The following is a 16,390-nucleotide window of genomic DNA, read 5'->3' as shown; positions in this document are numbered from 1 at the left end:
GCCGACAATGCCGCTTTTGGCGCTTCACCGCAAGGATTCGGGCCGGGCGATCCCCTCCGCACGGCACAAATCGGCCAAGTGACCCGTCAAGAGCGCCCCAAGACGCCGCCAGTATGGCCTTATCGTGACCACCGGGACCGCGGCCGGGTTCTCACGCGAACGTGCGTCACAGGGCGAAGATCACGCAACTCTGGTCACATTGGCCTCGGTCACATGGATCGTGACTTGCTGACCCCAGCCTACATGGCCTCGTAGTTCGGACCGCCGCCGCCCTCCGGGGGAACCCAGGTGATGTTGCCGTTGGGGTCCTTCACGTCGCAGGTTTTGCAGTGAACGCAGTTCTGGGCATTGATCTGGAAGCGCGGGCCCGAACCTTCCTCGATCCACTCATAGACGCCGGCCGGGCAATAGCGATTCGAGGGACCGGCAAACACGTCGTGCTCGGAGGTCTTCTGGAGGTTCATGTCCGTGACCTTGAGATGGACCGGCTGGTCCTCCTCATGATTGGTATTGGACAGGAACACCGACGAGAGCTTGTCGAAGGAAATCTTGCCGTCCGGCTTCGGGTAGGTTCTCGGCGCGTGGGTCTTGGCCGGATCGAGCGTCGCGCGATCGGGCTTCGCGTGCGACTGGGTGCCAAATAGCGAGCCGCCGAACAGCGTGTTGCACCACATGTCGAAGATGCCGAGCCCGGCGCCGATGAAGGTGCCGAACTTCGACAACAACGGCTTGGCATTGCGGACAGGATAGAGGTCCTTACCGACGACGGAATCGCGCCAACCGTTCTCGTATTCGACCAGCTCATCATTGGCGCGGCCCGCAGCGAGAGCCACGTTAACATGTTCGGCCGCGAGCATGCCGGTGCCCATGGCATTGTGCACGCCCTTGATCCGGGGCACGTTGACGAAGCCGGCCGCGCAGCCGATTAGCGCACCGCCCGGGAAGCTCAGCCGCGGCACCGACTGGTACCCGCCTTCGGTGATGGCGCGCGCGCCGTAAGCCAGCCGCTTGCCGCCTTCAAGCGTCGCGCGGACGGCCGGATGGTTCTTGACGCGCTGGAATTCGTCGAATGGCGACAAATAGGGGTCGTTGTAGTTGAGATGAACGACGAAACCGATCGACACCAGGTTCTCGTCATAATGGTAGAAGAACAGGCCGCCGCCGGTGTTGTTGTTCAAGGGCCAGCCAACCGCGTGCTGCACGAGGCCCTTCTGATGCTTAGCCGGATCGATCTGCCAGACTTCCTTGAGCCCGATGCCAAATTTCGGCGGCTCACTTTTGGTGTCGAGCGCGTATTTCGAGATCAGCTGCTTGGTCAGGCTGCCGCGCGCACCTTCGGCGAACAGCGTGTACTTGCCGAGCAATTCCATGCCACGGGTAAAGGAGTCCTTCGGCTTGCCGTCCCGGCCGATCCCCATGTCGCCGGTGGCGATGCCGCGCACCGCGCCATTGTCGTCATAGAGCACTTCGGCCGCGGCAAAACCGGGATAGATCTCGACGCCTAGCGCTTCCGCTTTGCGCGCCAGCCAGCGGCAGACATTGCCGAGCGAGCCGATATAGCAGTGATGATTGTCCATCAGCGGCGGCATGATGAAGTTCGGCAGCTTGATCGCGCTGGTCTCGGTGAACCAGAAGAAGCGGTCGTCCTTGACCTGCGTCTTGAGCGGACAATCGGAATCCTCGCGCCAGTCCGGGATCAGCTTGTCGAGCCCGGCCGGATCGATCACGGCGCCGGAGAGAATATGCGCACCGACCTCGGAGCCCTTCTCCACCACCACGACATTGAGATCGGCATTGATCTGCTTCAGCCGGATCGCCGCAGCCAGGCCCGAGGGACCGGCGCCGACGATGACGACGTCGAATTCCATGGATTCGCGCGGGGGAAGTTCTTCGGTGCTCATCTGATCTCAGCCCTTGAGACGGTCCTTGGTCGATTGCGCCCTCTTGTTTCCGATTTTTCCGGGTAGGACAACCTCGGAAATGCGTTTCGCCGGGGTGCAAGGCGCCCCAAACTGGACTAATAGTCAGACTTTCCGATGATCCCAGAACCCGCACCCACGGTCCGAGAGCTGCTCGCCTTCTATCTGGAGGCCGGAGTCGATTGCACGCTCGCGGAGGAACCGATCGACCGCCTGGCGGAATTGGATGTTCCACCTCCGGCCCCGCGCGCGCCACCTCCAGTCGAGGCCCCACGGCCGGTCGCCGCGCCCGCGGTGATGCGCGGCGAGGCGGCACCTGCGCCCGACATCGCGATCGCCTCGGCGCGCGAGGCCGCACGCACCGCGCCAAGCTTGGAGGCGCTGCGCGAGCTGATGCAGAGCTTTGACGGCTGCGCGCTGAAGCACACGGCGACACGTTTGGTTTTCGCCGACGGCAATCCGCAGGCACGCATCATGTTCGTCGGCGAGGCACCGGGCCGCGACGAGGACATCGAGGGGCTGCCCTTCGTCGGGCGCAGCGGCAAGCTGCTCGATTTGATGATAGGAGCCATAGGCCTCAACCGCACCACGGCCTACATCGCCAACGTGATTCCCTGGCGGCCGCCCGGCAACCGCACGCCGACGCCGCAGGAGACGCAAATCTGCCTGCCGTTCATCCAGCGCCAGATCGAGCTGGTGAATCCGGAGGTGCTGGTGACACTCGGCAATCCCTCGACGCAGACGCTGCTGTCGACCCGCGAAGGCATCATGCGTACCCGCGGCCGCTGGTTCGACTACGAGACGGGCGGGCGCACCATTCGCGCGCTGCCGACCTTCCATCCCGCCTATCTGTTGCGCTCGCCGTCGTACAAGCGGCTGGCCTGGCAGGATCTGCGCGCGATCGCGAAGGTGCTGGCGGAGGCGTGAGGGGCCGTACAGCCTTTCGCCGTCATTGCGGGCGCAGCGAAGCAATCCAGAATCTTTCCGCGGAGGGGCTGTGGATTGCTTCGTCGCAAGGGCTCCTCGCAATGACCACCGAAAGAGCGAGCAACTAAGTCCCCTTCGGCCGCACGATGGCCCAGCCGATGCGCAGGAGTTGCTGGCGTCCGGTCACCAGCCATTCGAAGGCGCGCGGGACTTCCGGCACGATGCCGGGAAAGCGCGCGAGGATGTCCGGCGGCGGCGTGCCGGCGGTATCGGAAGCGCGCCAGACCACGACGCCGCCGGTCTCGCTGAATTTGGCCTGATTGATCCAGGGTGTACGCGCGGGCTCGGCATCGATGAAGAGATGCGGCCGGCCGGAATGCAGCGTGATCAAGCTCGCAAGCTGGGTCTCGCCGGCGACCGCGCGCAGGCGATGATTGGTGCGGCGGGCAAAGCTCTCGTCGAAGAAGTCCGAAATCGCGCGGGCCGGCATCGAGGTCGCGATCTCGTTGGCACCGGTCCACGGCAGCAGCAGGACGGCGAGCACGACGCCGATTGCGGGCGCCACGACGGCAGCCGCCCAGACCATCCGCAGCATCCTCGCGCGGCGCATCGCGATGAGATCGCCGGCCCCCACGACCACGGCAAGCCCCGACAACACCAGCACGACGCCGGCGCCGCCGACGACGGCGTCGAGGCCCAGCAGGCCGGAGATCAGCACCGCGCCGAGCGCCGGCGCCAGCGCGAAGAAATAGACGAAATTACGTGCGAGCGGCTCGACCGGCGGGCGGTAGATGATCGGCGCCTCCTCGCTCTTGGGCACGAACAGGCCGGTGTTGAGGACGGTCAGCGCCGGGATCGCCGCCGCACCGAGCAGGAGCCCCCCGAGCAGCCAGGCCGCGTGCAGCGCACGGGCATTGAGCTGGGCGACCTCAGGCAGGGCCGGCAGGACGAGCGCCTCGGCGCGCGTCAGCCAGACGGCATAGGGCAATGCCAGCACGGCGACGACCACCAGCGCAAACAGCGGGTCGAAGGCACGCAACGTGCGGCGGCCGTCCGCGGTTGCGAGCGCGAAGACGACGATCAGCAGCAGCAGGAAGATCGCAGCCGGCGTCGTCAACAGCAAGAGGCCGGCCTCGATCGACCAGGCAAACCAGGCGTTGCCGCGGCGCTGTCCGATGATCTGCCAGGAATGCAGCAGCAGCAGCGCCCAGAGCGGTCGCGCCAGCACCAGAGGGCCGAAGTCGAGTGTGGGCGAGGAGAAGGCCAGCAGCGTCATGGTCAGCAGCACGGCCAGCACTGCCTGCTGGGGGCCGACCACCGCGCGGGACAGATGATAGAGCGTGATCAACGTCGCGATCCCGCAGAGCTCGGCCAGCACGTAGACACCGAACAGGTGGCCGCCGGCAGCGCGATAGGCGATGTCGGCGAGCCAGACCGGCAAGGGCGGCCCGAGATCGGTGCCGACCTGGTATTCGCGGCCGAAGGCCAGCAGGGTCGCGAGACTGCCGGGCGGGCTGCGATAAAACACCAGCGCCACGAACAGCCACATCGCGGCCTGGAGCAGCACGGCGATCCAGACGATCAGCCGCGGCCGCGCGCGAATGAGCTCGATGACCAGGGAGGTAAACCGCATGCAACGTCCGAAAGATGCAGCCAACCCGTGAAGCCGGCCCTATTCGCTCACGACTGTTTTGATAAAGGGCGTGACGCGTCGTGGCAACTGAGTCTCGTCTAGAGATTTGCCGACGCGTCGACTTCCAGGCTCGCGTCCACCTGCAGCTCGATCTCGGTCACCGCAAACAGATCCTGCGCCGGCTCGACCGTCCAGGGCATGTGCTTGGCGCGTGCGGCGGCGACGGGGGCGAAGAAGCTGCGGTGGTGGACGGTGGGACCGAGGCGGTTGAGCGCGTCGAGGTGCTCGGGCACGGCGTAGCCCTTATGCTGCTCGAAACCGTAGCCGGGACAGTCCTGCGCCAACGCGCACATCAGGCGGTCCCGCGTTACCTTGGCGATGATCGAGGCCGCTGCGATCGACAGGACGATGCCGTCGCCGCCGATCACGGCCTCGCAATCGCATTCCGTGTCGAGCCGGTCGCGGCCGTCGACGAAGACGTGCCGCGGCTGCTGGGGCAGCGCCACCACGGCGCGCTTCAGCGCCCACAGCGAGGCGCGCAGGATGTTGTCGCGGTCGATGCGGGAGCGCGAGGCGACGGCCACCGAGACCTGGGCGGTCGCGCAGATCTTGCCGAACAGCCTTTCGCGCTCCTCGGCCGTCAGGCGCTTGGAATCGTCGATGCCGCGCGGGATGCGGTCGGGATCGAGAATCACCGCCGCCGCCACCACCGGACCGGCCAGTGGCCCGCGGCCCGCCTCATCGCAGCCCGCTACCGGCCAAACGCCGCGCTTGATCAGCGCGCGCTCACGGCGGAAGCTTGGGGCAACGATGATGGCGCTCTTTGTGCCGGCCAGCGCCTTGGCGATTTTTTTGGGCGCAGCTTTCTTGTTCTCAGGCGCAGCCTTCTCGCTCTTAGGCGCAGCCTTTTTGGGCGCGCCTTTGGCCGGCTTCTTGGCGGATTGATCCCGAATCATGGCCGGGATCGTGCGCAAGCGGCATGGCCTGCGCAATCGGGAACCTCGAACAATTCCCGTTATTCAAGCCAGCCGCCCTATTCCGCCAGATGCACCCGCCGGTCCTCGCCGACGTCGATGCCGGGCGCGACCACGACCTCCCAGGGATGGCCGTCAGGATCGGCGAAATAGCCGGAATAGCCGCCGTAGTCGGTCTCATGTGCTGCCTTCAGCAACGCGGCTCCCTTGCTGACGGCGAAGACCAGCACCGCATCCACCTCCTCACGCGCGCGGCAATTCCAGGCGAGCGTCATGCCGCGGAACGTCGATGGCCTCGGATGATCAGGCAATTTGGCGTCGACCGCGAGTTGATCCCAGGGAAACAACGCGAGCACCGGACCGCCGGTGTCATAGAACGCAACGGTCTCGCCGGTTACCTTGAGCCGGCGCGAGAAACCGAGCGCGTCGTAAAAGGCAATGCTGGCGCGGATGTCGTTCACGCCCAGCGTGATGACGGTCAGCCGCGGGATAGGAGCTGGCGGTTCCTTACTCATAGACGCCTCTCTCACTTCGTCCCTCAGAACAGGCTGAGCTGATCGCCGTTCCGCTTCGGCTTGGCAAAATGATCCGTCGTCAGCTTGGCGCGCCGTTTGTTCAGCCCGAGCCTGTCGCAAGCGATCTCGAAGCGGCGGCCGATGGTCCAGGCCATCGGGCCGGTGCCCTTCATGCGCTCGCCCCATTTCGCATCGTAGTCACGGCCGCCGCGCATGTCGCGGATCAGCGTGAAGACGTGGCGATACCGGTCCGGATAGTTCGCCATCAGCCATTCCCGAAAGAGATCGCGCACCTCGAGCGGCAACCGCAGCAACACGTAGGAGGCCTCCTTGACGCCGGCATGGGCGGCGGCATCCAGGATGCGCTCGATCTCGGAATCGTTCAGCGCGGGGATCACGGGCGCGACCATGACGGTGGTCGGAATGCCAGCCTCGGAAAGCTGCTTCAGTGCCTCCAGCCGCTTCGGCGGCGTGGACGCCCGCGGCTCCATGGTGCGCGCTAGTTTCGGATCGAGCGAGGTCACGGAGATCCCGACCTTGGCGAGGTTGCGTTTGGCCATTCGCGCGAGAATGTCGATGTCGCGCACGACCAGCGCCGACTTGGTGACGATCCCGACGGGATGGCCGGCGCGCTCCAGCACCTCCAGAATGCCGCGCATGATTTTGCGCTCGCGCTCGATCGGCTGATAGGGATCGGTGTTGGTGCCGATCGCGATCATCCGCGGCTCGTAGCCCGGCGCCGCAAGCTCCTTCTCGAGCAACGCCGGCGCCTCGGGCTTCACGAACAGCTTCGACTCAAAGTCGAGCCCCGGCGACAGGCCAAGATAGGCATGCGTCGGCCGCGCGAAGCAATAGACGCAGCCGTGCTCGCAACCGCGGTAGGGATTGATCGAACGATCGAAGCCGATGTCGGGAGATTCGTTGCGGGTGATCACCTTGCGCGAGGTGTCGATCCCGACCGTGGTCTTGAACGGGGGCAGTTCTTCAAGGCTCTGCCAGCCATCGTCGAATGCGACGCGCGCCTCGGCCTCAAACCGGCCGCTGGCGTTGGACTGCGCGCCCCGGCCTCGCCTGCGCTGACGGTCGATGGCGACCGCCAGCTCAGGGAAGTCAGAAGGCGCACCCGCCGGCTCGGAGGGCGCCGTGACCGGCGGGTGCTTGAGAGCATGAGAGGATGCTGGACTCATGAAGCCAAGATAGCATGTCAAAGGAACAAATCAAGAACACAAACAAAAAACGTGAAAACAACCCCATGCACAGTCGAGCTGCCCAAATTTCGGGCGGGGGTTTTTGACTTCACGCAACACCAGCGTGACCACGATTCCGTTTGATCACGGGAGGGATCGATCGTCGCGGAACATGGTTGATGACGATCGTTGGGTGAAGGTCGGCAAGAACATGACAAATCAACAACAATTGGCCGCAGCGAGCAGCAACCTCGATCTGCTCGACCGCTATTGGCGCGCCGCGAACTATCTCTCCGTTGGGCAAATCTATCTCCTCGACAATCCGCTGCTGCGCGAGCCCTTACGGCCCGAGCACATCAAGCCGCGTTTGCTCGGCCATTGGGGCACGACGCCCGGTTTGAACTTCATTTATGCCCATCTCAACCGCGTCATCCGCGCGCTGGACCTGAACGTGATCTATGTCTGCGGTCCCGGGCACGGCGGCCCCGGCATGGTCGCCAACACCTATCTCGAAGGCAGCTACAGCGAGCTCTATCCCGATATCGCGCGCGATACCGAGGGGTTGCGCAAGCTGTTCAGGCAATTCTCCTTCCCCGGCGGCATCCCGAGTCACGCGGCGCCGGAAACGCCGGGCTCGATCCACGAAGGCGGTGAGCTCGGTTACGCGCTGGTGCATGCCTATGGCGCGGCCTTCGACAATCCCGACCTGATCGTCGCCTGTGTCGTCGGTGACGGCGAGGCCGAGACCGGCCCGCTCGCCGCGTCCTGGCACTCCAACAAATTCCTCAATCCTGCGCATGACGGCGCGGTGCTGCCGATCCTGCATCTCAACGGTTACAAGATTGCCAATCCGACCGTGCTCGGCCGGATGCGCGACGACGAGATCCGCGATCTCTTCCGCGGGCTCGGCCACGAGCCGCTGTTCGTCGAGGGCGACGATCCCAAATTGATGCACCGGGCCATGGCAGACGCGCTCGACGTCGCGCTCGTCAGCATCCGGTCGATCCAGCAGCACGCCCGCGACGGCCGCAAGAGCGTCGAACGCCCGCGCTGGCCGATGATCGTGCTGCGCAGCCCGAAGGGCTGGACCGGCCCCAAGGAAGTCGACGGCAAGAAGGTGGAGGGCTTTTGGCGGGCGCATCAGGTGCCCGTCGCGAACTGTCGCGAGAACCCGGCGCATCTGAAGATTCTCGAAGACTGGATGCGCAGCTACGAGCCGGAAAAGCTGTTCGACGCGAACGGCGCGCTCATTGCCGAGCTCCAGGCGCTCGCGCCCGAAGCCAATCGCCGCATGGGCGCCAATCCGCACGCCAATGGCGGCCTTCTGAAGAAGGAGCTGAAGCTGCCGGACTTCCGCAGTTTCGCCGTCGAAGTAGCGCAGCCGGGCGGCGTCGTGGCGGAGGCAACCCGCGAGCTCGGGAAATTCCTGCGCGACGTCATCCGCCTCAACGCCGATGCCCGCAACTTCCGCATCATGGGCCCGGACGAGACTGCGTCGAACCGGCTCGATGCGGTGTTCGAGGCCACCGAACGCGTCTGGATGGAGCCGACAAAACCTTACGACGTGCATCTCGCCCAGGACGGACGCGTGATGGAAGTCCTGAGCGAGCATCTCTGCCAGGGCTGGTTAGAGGGTTACCTGCTCACGGGCCGGCACGGCTTCTTCTCCTGCTACGAGGCGTTCATCCACATCGTGGATTCCATGTTCAACCAGCACGCCAAATGGCTGAAGGTGACCCGGCATCTGCCGTGGCGGCGACCGATCGCCTCGCTCAACTATCTGCTCACCTCGCATGTCTGGCGTCAGGACCACAACGGCTTCAGCCATCAGGATCCCGGTTTCGTCGATCTCGTCGCCAACAAGAAGGCCGACATCGTCCGCATCTACTTCCCGCCGGATGCCAACACGCTGCTGTGGATCGCCGATCACTGCCTGCGCACCTATGACCGCATCAACGTCATCGTCGCTGGCAAGCAGCCGGCGCCGCAATGGCTGTCGATGCAGGAGGCAGCCACGCATTGCGCCGCCGGCATCGGCATCTGGAGCTGGGCCGGCACGGAAGATGCGAATGGCGAGCCCGATGTCGTGATGGCCTGCGCCGGCGACGTGCCGACACTGGAAACGCTCGCTGCCGTCGACCTGCTGCGCAAGGCGCTGCCCGAGCTGAAGATCCGCGTCGTCAACGTCGTCGACCTCATGACGCTGCAACCCAGGGAGCAGCACCCGCACGGCTTGTCCGACCGCGACTTCGACGGCCTGTTCACGCGCGACAAGCCGGTGATCTTCGCCTATCACGGCTATCCTTATCTGATCCACCGGTTGACCTATAACCGCACCAACCACGCCGGCATGCACGTCCGCGGCTTTGCCGAGGAAGGCACCACGACGACGCCGTTCGACATGGTCGTGCTCAACGAGCTCGACCGCTATCACCTCGCGATCGAGGCGATCGAGCGCGTGCCGGGGCTCGCGACCAGGGCGGCGCAGGTGAAGCAGCAATTCCGCGACAAGCTGATCGAGCATTCGCGCTATGTGCGCGAATACGGCGAGGACATGCCGGAAATCCAGGAATGGGTCTGGCAGAACAGCGCCGGCGGCAACACGCCGGCAGAGGCAGGCGACTGAGGGGAGCCATGTCGAACACGGTTCTCGTTCTCAACTCGGGATCGTCGAGCATCAAATTCGGCCTGTTCGATATCTCGGCGGCCGAGCCCGCCCTGCTCTGCAAGGGCCTGCTTGACGAGCACGAGACGAAGCCGCGGCTCGTCGTGAAGAGTCCCGCGGGCGAAGACCTGTTCGAGAAACGGAGGGAAGCATCGGATGCGGCCAGCGATCATCTGTTCGCCGACGTGCTCGGCTTCATCGAGGATCGTTTCGGCGACCATCGCTTGCGCGCCGTCGGCCATCGCGTCGTCCATGGCGGTCCGGACTATTCCGCTCCGGTCGAGCTGACGGAGGATGTCACCGCAAAGCTGCAAGCGCTGACGCCGCTGGCGCCCCTGCACCAGCCGCGCTGCCTGGCTCCGGTCCGCACTATCACGGCGATCAGGCCCGACCTGACGCAGATCGCCTGCTTCGATACCGCTTTCCACCACGGCATTGCGCCGCCCGCCAGCCGCTTCGCCATTCCGCGACGTTATGAAGAGCGCGGCATCCGGCGCTACGGATTTCATGGCCTCTCGTTCGAATATGTCGCGGGACGGCTCGCCCGAATCGCGCCGCAGCTCGTGGCGAAGCGCACTGTGATCGCGCATCTCGGCAACGGCGCGAGCCTGTGCGGCTTGCGCGACGGCCGCAGCATCGACACCACGATGGGACTGACGCCGCTCGACGGGCTGGTGATGGGCACGCGCTGCGGCAGGCTCGACCCGGGCGTGCTGCTCTATCTGCAACAGCACGAGAAGATGTCGGTCGAAGATGTCCAGCACCTGCTCTACCACGAATCGGGCCTGCTCGGCGTCTCCGGCATCGCGTCGGATATGCGCATGCTGCTTGCGAGCCGCGAAGCTGCGGCGCGGGAGGCGGTCGAGCTCTTCACCTTCCGCGCCGCGCAGGAGGTGGCGGCGATGGCGACAACGCTTGCAGGGCTAGACTGCCTGGTCTTCACCGGCGGCATCGGCGAGCATGCCAGCGAAATCCGCAGCGCGATCGGTGAGCGTCTCGACTGGCTCGGCGTGCGCATCGATGCCGCTGCGAATGATGCGGCGCGCGAGCGCATCAACGATGGCGATAGCGCAGTCGATGTCTTCGTCATTCCAACGAATGAGGAACTGATGATTGCACGACATTGTGCGGCGGTGCTGCGAACAGCGAGTTGACCGGCGTTCATTCGAAGCCCTCGTCAGCAGCGTGGTTGCACGTTTTCCCGTCCTCGCGCTCGTCCGCTATCGCATCCTCCTCTTGCATGATTGCGAACGGCCGGCGCGCCGCGCAATATTGCGGCTCACCTCCGGATTAATACGGACAGGACAGGCTGGGGCGACACATTCGGCAATATCGCCGCCCCGTACGGGACATATTTGGATGCGAGGGCTGCAGCGGTTTACCATCGTCTGCCGAGGCGCGGCCGGAAAGTTGCACTCGGCAGCGCCATGTTTTATGACGCCCTCATAATGAGCTACGCTTCTCCCGAAGTGTGGACAGTGAAGCTTCCATCATGCTGAGCGTCATCATTCCGACCGAAGGCGTCGAGCAGACGGCCGTCGCAACTCTGGCCGCGCTGGTACCCGGTGCCGCCGCAGGCGTCATCCGGGAAGTGCTCCTGGTCGACGGCACCCGCAATGGCGTCATCGAGCGCGTTGCCGACGTCGCGGGCTGCCGTTTCATCGGCTTCGAAGGATCCACTCAAGGCGCCGCGCTCGCCGCCGGCGCACTCCAGGCCCGTTCGTCCTGGCTGATGTTCCTGCCCGCGGGCGCCGTGCTGGAAACCGGCTGGATCGAGGAAACCACCCAGTTCATCCAGTCCGTCTCGACCAGCGGCCGGGATCGTGCGGCCGTCTTCCGCTATGCGCGCTCGCCCTACGCCGATGCCGGCTTCCGCCACATCCTCCGGGCCCTGATGCGCAAGCTCGTCGGTCCCTTCGGCGATCAGGGACTTTTGATCGCGCGTGATCACTACGACCGCATTGGCGGCTACCCGCCCCAAGCCCGCCACTCCGAGGCACGGCTGCTCCGGCGGCTCGGCCGCTCGTCGCGGATCTTGCTGCGCAGCCGGATCGTCATGGTCGGCTGAGGCACGTCGATACTTGCCAAGGTCAAATAATTATTTGACAATGGCAAATATCGGAGGTGACCCATGTCGTTCAATCCTACCGACGACCACATCGCAGCGGTCCGCGCCTTCAACCGCTTCTACACCCGCAAGCTTGGCGTGCTCGACCAGCACCTTGGCAAGAGCCCGTTCTCGCTCAGCGAGGCCCGCGTGCTCTACGAGCTCGCGCAACGGGACGACCTTGCCGCCAAGGAGATCGGCAACGAGCTTGGCCTCGACCCCGGCTATCTCAGCCGGATCGTGCAAAGCTTCGACGAAAAGGGCCTGATCACCCGCAGGGCCCTGCCCGCGGATCGCAGGCAATACCAGCTCAGCCTCACCGCCAAGGGGCGCCAGGCCTTTGCCAAGCTGAACCTGGGCTCGCAAAATGAGGTCGCCGCAATGCTGGCTCAGCTTTCGACCAGCGATGCAACGCGGCTCACGCAGGCTATGGCGACCATCGAGGCCGTGCTGGAGCATCGAAGCCACCCCGCGGCTTTCATGCTGCGCAGCCATCGCGTCGGCGACATGGGCTGGGTCATCTCCCGGCAGGCCGCCGCCTATGCGGCCGACTACAACTGGGATATCAGCTACGAGGCCCTGGTCGCCGAGATCTGCGCACAGTTCATCAAGAACTATGACGCCGCCCGCGAGCACTGCTGGATTGCGGAAGTGGGCGGAGAGCCGGTCGGCTCTATCTTTCTGGTCAAGGCCACGGACCAGATCGCCAAGCTGCGCCTGTTGCAGGTGGAAAAGAAAGCGCGGGGACTCGGTGTCGGCCGCGCGCTGGTCGACCAATGCATCCAGGGTGCGCGCGAGAGGGGCTACAGCAAGATGACGCTGTGGACGCAAAGCATCCTGGTCGCCGCGCGTGGCATCTATCAAAGCGCAGGCTTCAAGCTCGTGAAGAGCGAGCCGCATCACAGCTTCGGGCAGGATCTGATTGGGGAAACGTGGGAGCGGGATCTGTAGAACTCTCGCAACGAGCGAGAGGCGCATGTATGCGCCCTCGCCCCTTGTGGGAGAGGGCAGCGATGCTGCCAGACGCACACTCACTAGGGCGAGGGGTATGTCTCCGAGCACTCCGTGCCGATAGATACCCAAGCTTCGCTTCGGCATTCTTTAAGGACGGGCGGCCGAAGGCGGCCTATGCCACCTTCCCCGCATCCGCCTTCGCTAAAGCTTCGGCCGACATGAGCGGAGAAGAAATGTCCAACTACACCGTCGCGCCCTGGGCCTTCGGCCGGCGCAGATGCTCGTCCAGCCGTGGCATGATCTCGACGAAATTGCAGGGGCGGGTGCGGTAGTCGAGCTGGGCTTTGAGGATGCCGTCCCAGCCGTCGCGGCAGGCACCGGGCGAACCTGGGAGGCAGAAGATGTAGGTTGCGCCCGCGACGCCGGCCGTGGCGCGGCTCTGGATCGTCGACGTTCCGATCTTGGCGTGGCTCAGCATGTGGAATGAGATCGAGAAACCGTCCATGCGCTTCTCGAACAAGGGCTCGATCGCCTCCGGCGTGACGTCGCGCCCGGTGAAACCGGTGCCGCCGGTGGTGATGACGACGTCGACACCTGCGTCCGCAATCCAGCGGCGGATGACGGTGCGGATCGCCTCGACGTCATCGGTGACGATCTCGCGCGCGGCGAGATGATGGCCGGCAGCGGTGAGACGGTCGGCCAGGGTCTGGCCGGATTTATCATCCGCCAGCGCGCGCGTGTCCGACACGGTGAGCACCGCGATGTTGAGCGGGACGAACTGTTTTGTTTCGTCGATGGAGGTCATTGCAACGCACCTTCTTCACAGACCACAGACGTCATCCTGAGGTGCGCGCTCTTGCGCCCTCGAAGGATGGGCCACGGGCTCGCCATGCTTCGAGGCTCGCCAATTGGCGAGCACCTCAGGATGACGGATAACCCCTACTGTCCGCCCCCAAACGTGTTGCAGGCCTGGACGGTGCCCTGCTGGTAGCCGGTCATGAACCATTGTTTGCGTTGCGCCGCCGAGCCGTGGGTGAAGGAATCGGGCACGACGCGGCCTGTGGACTGGCGCTGCAGCGTGTCGTCGCCGATCGCGCTCGCCGTGGTGAGTGCGGCGTCGATGTCGCCCGGCTCCAGGAAGTTCGGCCGCTTCTTCGCCTCGCGATTGACCCAGACACCGGACAGGCAGTCGGCCTGCAATTCGACCTTCACCTGCAGCGCATTGGCCTCCGCCTTGCTGCCGGCCTGCTGCTGCAGCCGCGTCACGCGCGGAATGATGCCGAGCAGGTTCTGGATGTGATGGCCGGCCTCATGGGCGATGATGTAGGCGGTGGTGAAGTTACAGGCCGACTTGCCGGAGCAGCCGCGAAAACGCGTCTCGACCTCTCGGAAGAAACCGGTGTCGAGGAAGATGGTCCTGTCGGGCGGACAATAGAACGGTCCCATCGCCGACTCCGCCCGGCCGCAGCGCCCGCCATTGGTGACGTTGCGGAACAGCACGACCTTTGGACCGGTAAAGGACTGGCCGGAGGCCTGGAAGATCTCGCTCCAGCGATCGTCGATCTCGCCGAGGATGCCGGAGATCATGCTGCCCATCTCGTCGGTCGGCGCGCCGCGCTTGGCGTTGGACGACGATTGGCGATCGGTCTGGTAGGACGGCGCCTGGCCGCCGCCGGTGAGTATCTCGGCGCCGCCGATCAGGATGCGCGGATCGATGCCGAAGGCGTAGCCGACCAGGCCGAGCACGATGATGGTACCGATCCCAAGCCCGCCGCCGCCCATGGGGAGGCCGAACCCGCCTCCTCCACCGCCGCCGCCACCATCGTCGCGACGATCCTCGATGTCGTCGCTGCGGCGGAAATCATCGTAGCGCATGGCGGCTTCCCTCGGTCCTAGCTCAATTCGGCGCGAAAGCGCGAAAGCTCAACGCGCCACATACGTTTCCGTTGCGTTAATCAATATCCCGCTCGGCAATTATTGCCTAGTGCGACAGCATGGCAATGCCAGCAATTTTTTCCGGGCATCGAGCAATTTTTTCCGAGAGGAATTTTGAGTCTTTTTGCGCTCCGATCACAGCCGCAACGCGAAGAAACGCGAAATACACTGCAAAACATGGAGAATGCGCGGAGCGAGCCGCGTGCAAGGCGCGATGTGAGGGCTGTTCACGAAAGCCACGGGTTAAGTCGATTTTTACTTTGCCGCTTCAATGTAACGGTCAGTCGGTTGTTTGGTCCCGCGTCGCCGACAGCGTCGCCTGAGTCAGAGTTCTTGAGTCATGGTAGAGTCGCGTCGCGGGGCGTCTGCAAGGGCGCCCCGCACAAATTTTGAGTCTCCTTCGCACAGCATCGTCCTCGGCGATTGCGTCGCCGAGATGTCGAAGCTTCAGGCTGGTTCGGTCGACCTGGTGTTCGCCGATCCACCCTACAATCTCCAGCTTAAGGGCGATCTCAAGCGCCCCGACGAATCTCATGTCGATGCGGTCGACGACGACTGGGACAAGTTCGATTCGTTCTCCGCCTATGACGATTTCACCCGCGCCTGGCTGCTCGCCGCCCGCCGCGCGATGAAGCCGTCGGCGACGATCTGGGTGATCGGCTCCTATCACAACATCTTCCGCGTCGGCGCGATCATGCAGGACCTCGGCTTCTGGCTGCTGAACGACATCGTCTGGCGCAAGACCAACCCGATGCCGAATTTCCGCGGCCGCCGCTTCACCAATGCGCACGAGACCATGATCTGGGCCGCGCGGGACGAGAAGGCCAAGGGCTACACGTTCAACTACGAGGCGCTGAAGGCCGCCAACGAGGACGTGCAGGCACGGTCCGACTGGCTGATCCCGCTTTGCACCGGCGAGGAGCGCCTCAAGGGCGCCGACGGCAAGAAAGTGCACCCGACGCAGAAACCGGAAGGCCTGCTGGCGCGCGTGCTGCTGTCGTCCTCCAAACCCGGCGATCTCGTGATCGATCCCTTCAATGGCACCGGCACCACCGGCGCGGTCGCAAAGCGCCTCGGCCGCTCCTATATCGGCTTCGAGCGCGACAAGACCTATGCGAAAGCGGCCGAAGCGCGCATCGCCGCGATCGAGCCGCTTCCGGAGGCAAGCCTCGCCCCGTTCATGACGGCGCGCGAAGCGCCGCGTGTGGCGTTCTCCGAGCTGATCGAGCGTGGCATGATCATGCCCGGCACCAAGCTGTTCGACGCGAAGAAGAAACTCGGCGCGCTGGTGCGTGCCGACGGCGCCATCATGTTCGGCGACAAGGTCGGCTCCATCCACCGCATGGGCGCAGTGGCGCAGGGCGCGCAAGCCTGCAACGGCTGGACCTTCTGGCACATCGAGACCAAGAAGGGTCTTAAGCTGATCGACGAGCTGCGCGCCGAGATCCGCGCCGGCATGGCGGCGGGGTAGCCTTCCTTTCGTCGTCCCGGAGCGCGCCTCCTGGCGCGGCCCCGGAATGACGAGACTGGTTGAATACAGCGGCCGGCGGGACTAGATTGACCGCCTACGCCCC

The 16,390-nt window shown here is 64.7% G+C and carries 13 protein-coding genes; 6 read left to right on the top strand and 7 right to left on the bottom strand.

Features of this window, described 5'->3' with window-relative positions; translation table 11 throughout:
• Positions 1-239: 239 nt before the first annotated feature.
• Positions 240-1,901, bottom strand: a complete 1,662-nt coding sequence (locus ACIPUD_RS25125; RefSeq protein ID WP_018454907.1) for an electron transfer flavoprotein-ubiquinone oxidoreductase — start codon at positions 1,899-1,901, stop codon at positions 240-242.
• A 135-nt stretch (positions 1,902-2,036) separates the two neighbouring features.
• Between ACIPUD_RS25125 and ACIPUD_RS25120 the strand changes: the two genes are divergently transcribed.
• Positions 2,037-2,846 (top strand): uracil-DNA glycosylase, encoded by an 810-nt coding sequence (locus tag ACIPUD_RS25120; RefSeq protein WP_018454908.1) that lies wholly within the window; start codon positions 2,037-2,039, stop codon positions 2,844-2,846.
• A gap of 124 nt (positions 2,847-2,970) precedes the next feature.
• On the opposite strand, the gene ACIPUD_RS25115 is transcribed toward ACIPUD_RS25120, so the two are convergent.
• From ACIPUD_RS25115 to ACIPUD_RS25100, 4 genes are all read right to left on the bottom strand, one after another.
• The gene (locus tag ACIPUD_RS25115; protein WP_018454909.1) at positions 2,971-4,479 is read right to left on the bottom strand and encodes a glycosyltransferase family 39 protein; all 1,509 of its coding nucleotides are present in this window, start codon (positions 4,477-4,479) and stop codon (positions 2,971-2,973) included.
• Between the two features lie 98 nt (positions 4,480-4,577).
• Positions 4,578-5,435, bottom strand: coding sequence for a ribonuclease HII (locus ACIPUD_RS25110; RefSeq protein ID WP_204513850.1), 858 nt, complete (start codon positions 5,433-5,435; stop codon positions 4,578-4,580).
• 77 nt (positions 5,436-5,512) lie between these two features.
• Entirely contained in the window at positions 5,513-5,968 is a 456-nt protein-coding gene (locus ACIPUD_RS25105; RefSeq protein ID WP_018454911.1) for a VOC family protein, read from the bottom strand.
• 23 nt (positions 5,969-5,991) lie between these two features.
• Positions 5,992-7,155: a PA0069 family radical SAM protein gene (locus ACIPUD_RS25100; protein ID WP_018454912.1), complete on the bottom strand. Its 1,164-nt coding sequence runs from the start codon at positions 7,153-7,155 to the stop codon at positions 5,992-5,994.
• Positions 7,156-7,366: 211 nt separating this feature from the next.
• On the opposite strand from ACIPUD_RS25100, the gene ACIPUD_RS25095 reads away from it, so the two are divergent.
• The 4 genes from ACIPUD_RS25095 to ACIPUD_RS25080 all read left to right on the top strand — a co-directional run bounded on the left by ACIPUD_RS25095 (position 7,367) and on the right by ACIPUD_RS25080 (position 12,878).
• On the top strand, positions 7,367-9,781 hold the full coding sequence (locus ACIPUD_RS25095; RefSeq protein WP_446481766.1) for a phosphoketolase family protein: 2,415 nt from the start codon (positions 7,367-7,369) through the stop codon (positions 9,779-9,781).
• Between the two features lie 8 nt (positions 9,782-9,789).
• Positions 9,790-10,974 (top strand): acetate/propionate family kinase, encoded by a 1,185-nt coding sequence (locus ACIPUD_RS25090; RefSeq protein ID WP_018454914.1) that lies wholly within the window; start codon positions 9,790-9,792, stop codon positions 10,972-10,974.
• Positions 10,975-11,312: 338 nt separating this feature from the next.
• Positions 11,313-11,888 (top strand): glycosyl transferase, encoded by a 576-nt coding sequence (locus tag ACIPUD_RS25085; RefSeq protein ID WP_018454915.1) that lies wholly within the window; start codon positions 11,313-11,315, stop codon positions 11,886-11,888.
• A gap of 63 nt (positions 11,889-11,951) precedes the next feature.
• The gene (locus ACIPUD_RS25080) at positions 11,952-12,878 is read left to right on the top strand and encodes a bifunctional helix-turn-helix transcriptional regulator/GNAT family N-acetyltransferase (RefSeq protein ID WP_085352622.1); all 927 of its coding nucleotides are present in this window, start codon (positions 11,952-11,954) and stop codon (positions 12,876-12,878) included.
• A gap of 244 nt (positions 12,879-13,122) precedes the next feature.
• Here the strand turns inward: ACIPUD_RS25080 and moaB are convergent, their stop codons facing one another.
• Both moaB and ypfJ read right to left on the bottom strand, forming a co-directional pair.
• On the bottom strand, positions 13,123-13,686 hold the full coding sequence (gene moaB / locus ACIPUD_RS25075) for a molybdenum cofactor biosynthesis protein B (protein WP_018454917.1): 564 nt from the start codon (positions 13,684-13,686) through the stop codon (positions 13,123-13,125).
• 134 nt (positions 13,687-13,820) lie between these two features.
• Positions 13,821-14,756: a KPN_02809 family neutral zinc metallopeptidase gene (gene ypfJ, locus ACIPUD_RS25070; RefSeq protein ID WP_085352623.1), complete on the bottom strand. Its 936-nt coding sequence runs from the start codon at positions 14,754-14,756 to the stop codon at positions 13,821-13,823.
• A gap of 400 nt (positions 14,757-15,156) precedes the next feature.
• On the opposite strand from ypfJ, the gene ACIPUD_RS25065 reads away from it, so the two are divergent.
• Complete coding sequence (locus ACIPUD_RS25065; RefSeq protein ID WP_085352624.1) at positions 15,157-16,287, top strand: site-specific DNA-methyltransferase; 1,131 nt, start codon at positions 15,157-15,159, stop codon at positions 16,285-16,287.
• Positions 16,288-16,390 lie beyond the last annotated feature (103 nt).

The sequence above is a fragment of the Bradyrhizobium sp. CAR08 genome, from assembly GCF_052871955.1.
Note: the sequence above shows the minus strand (reverse complement) of the source record. Positions and strands in the feature narration are given on the sequence as shown.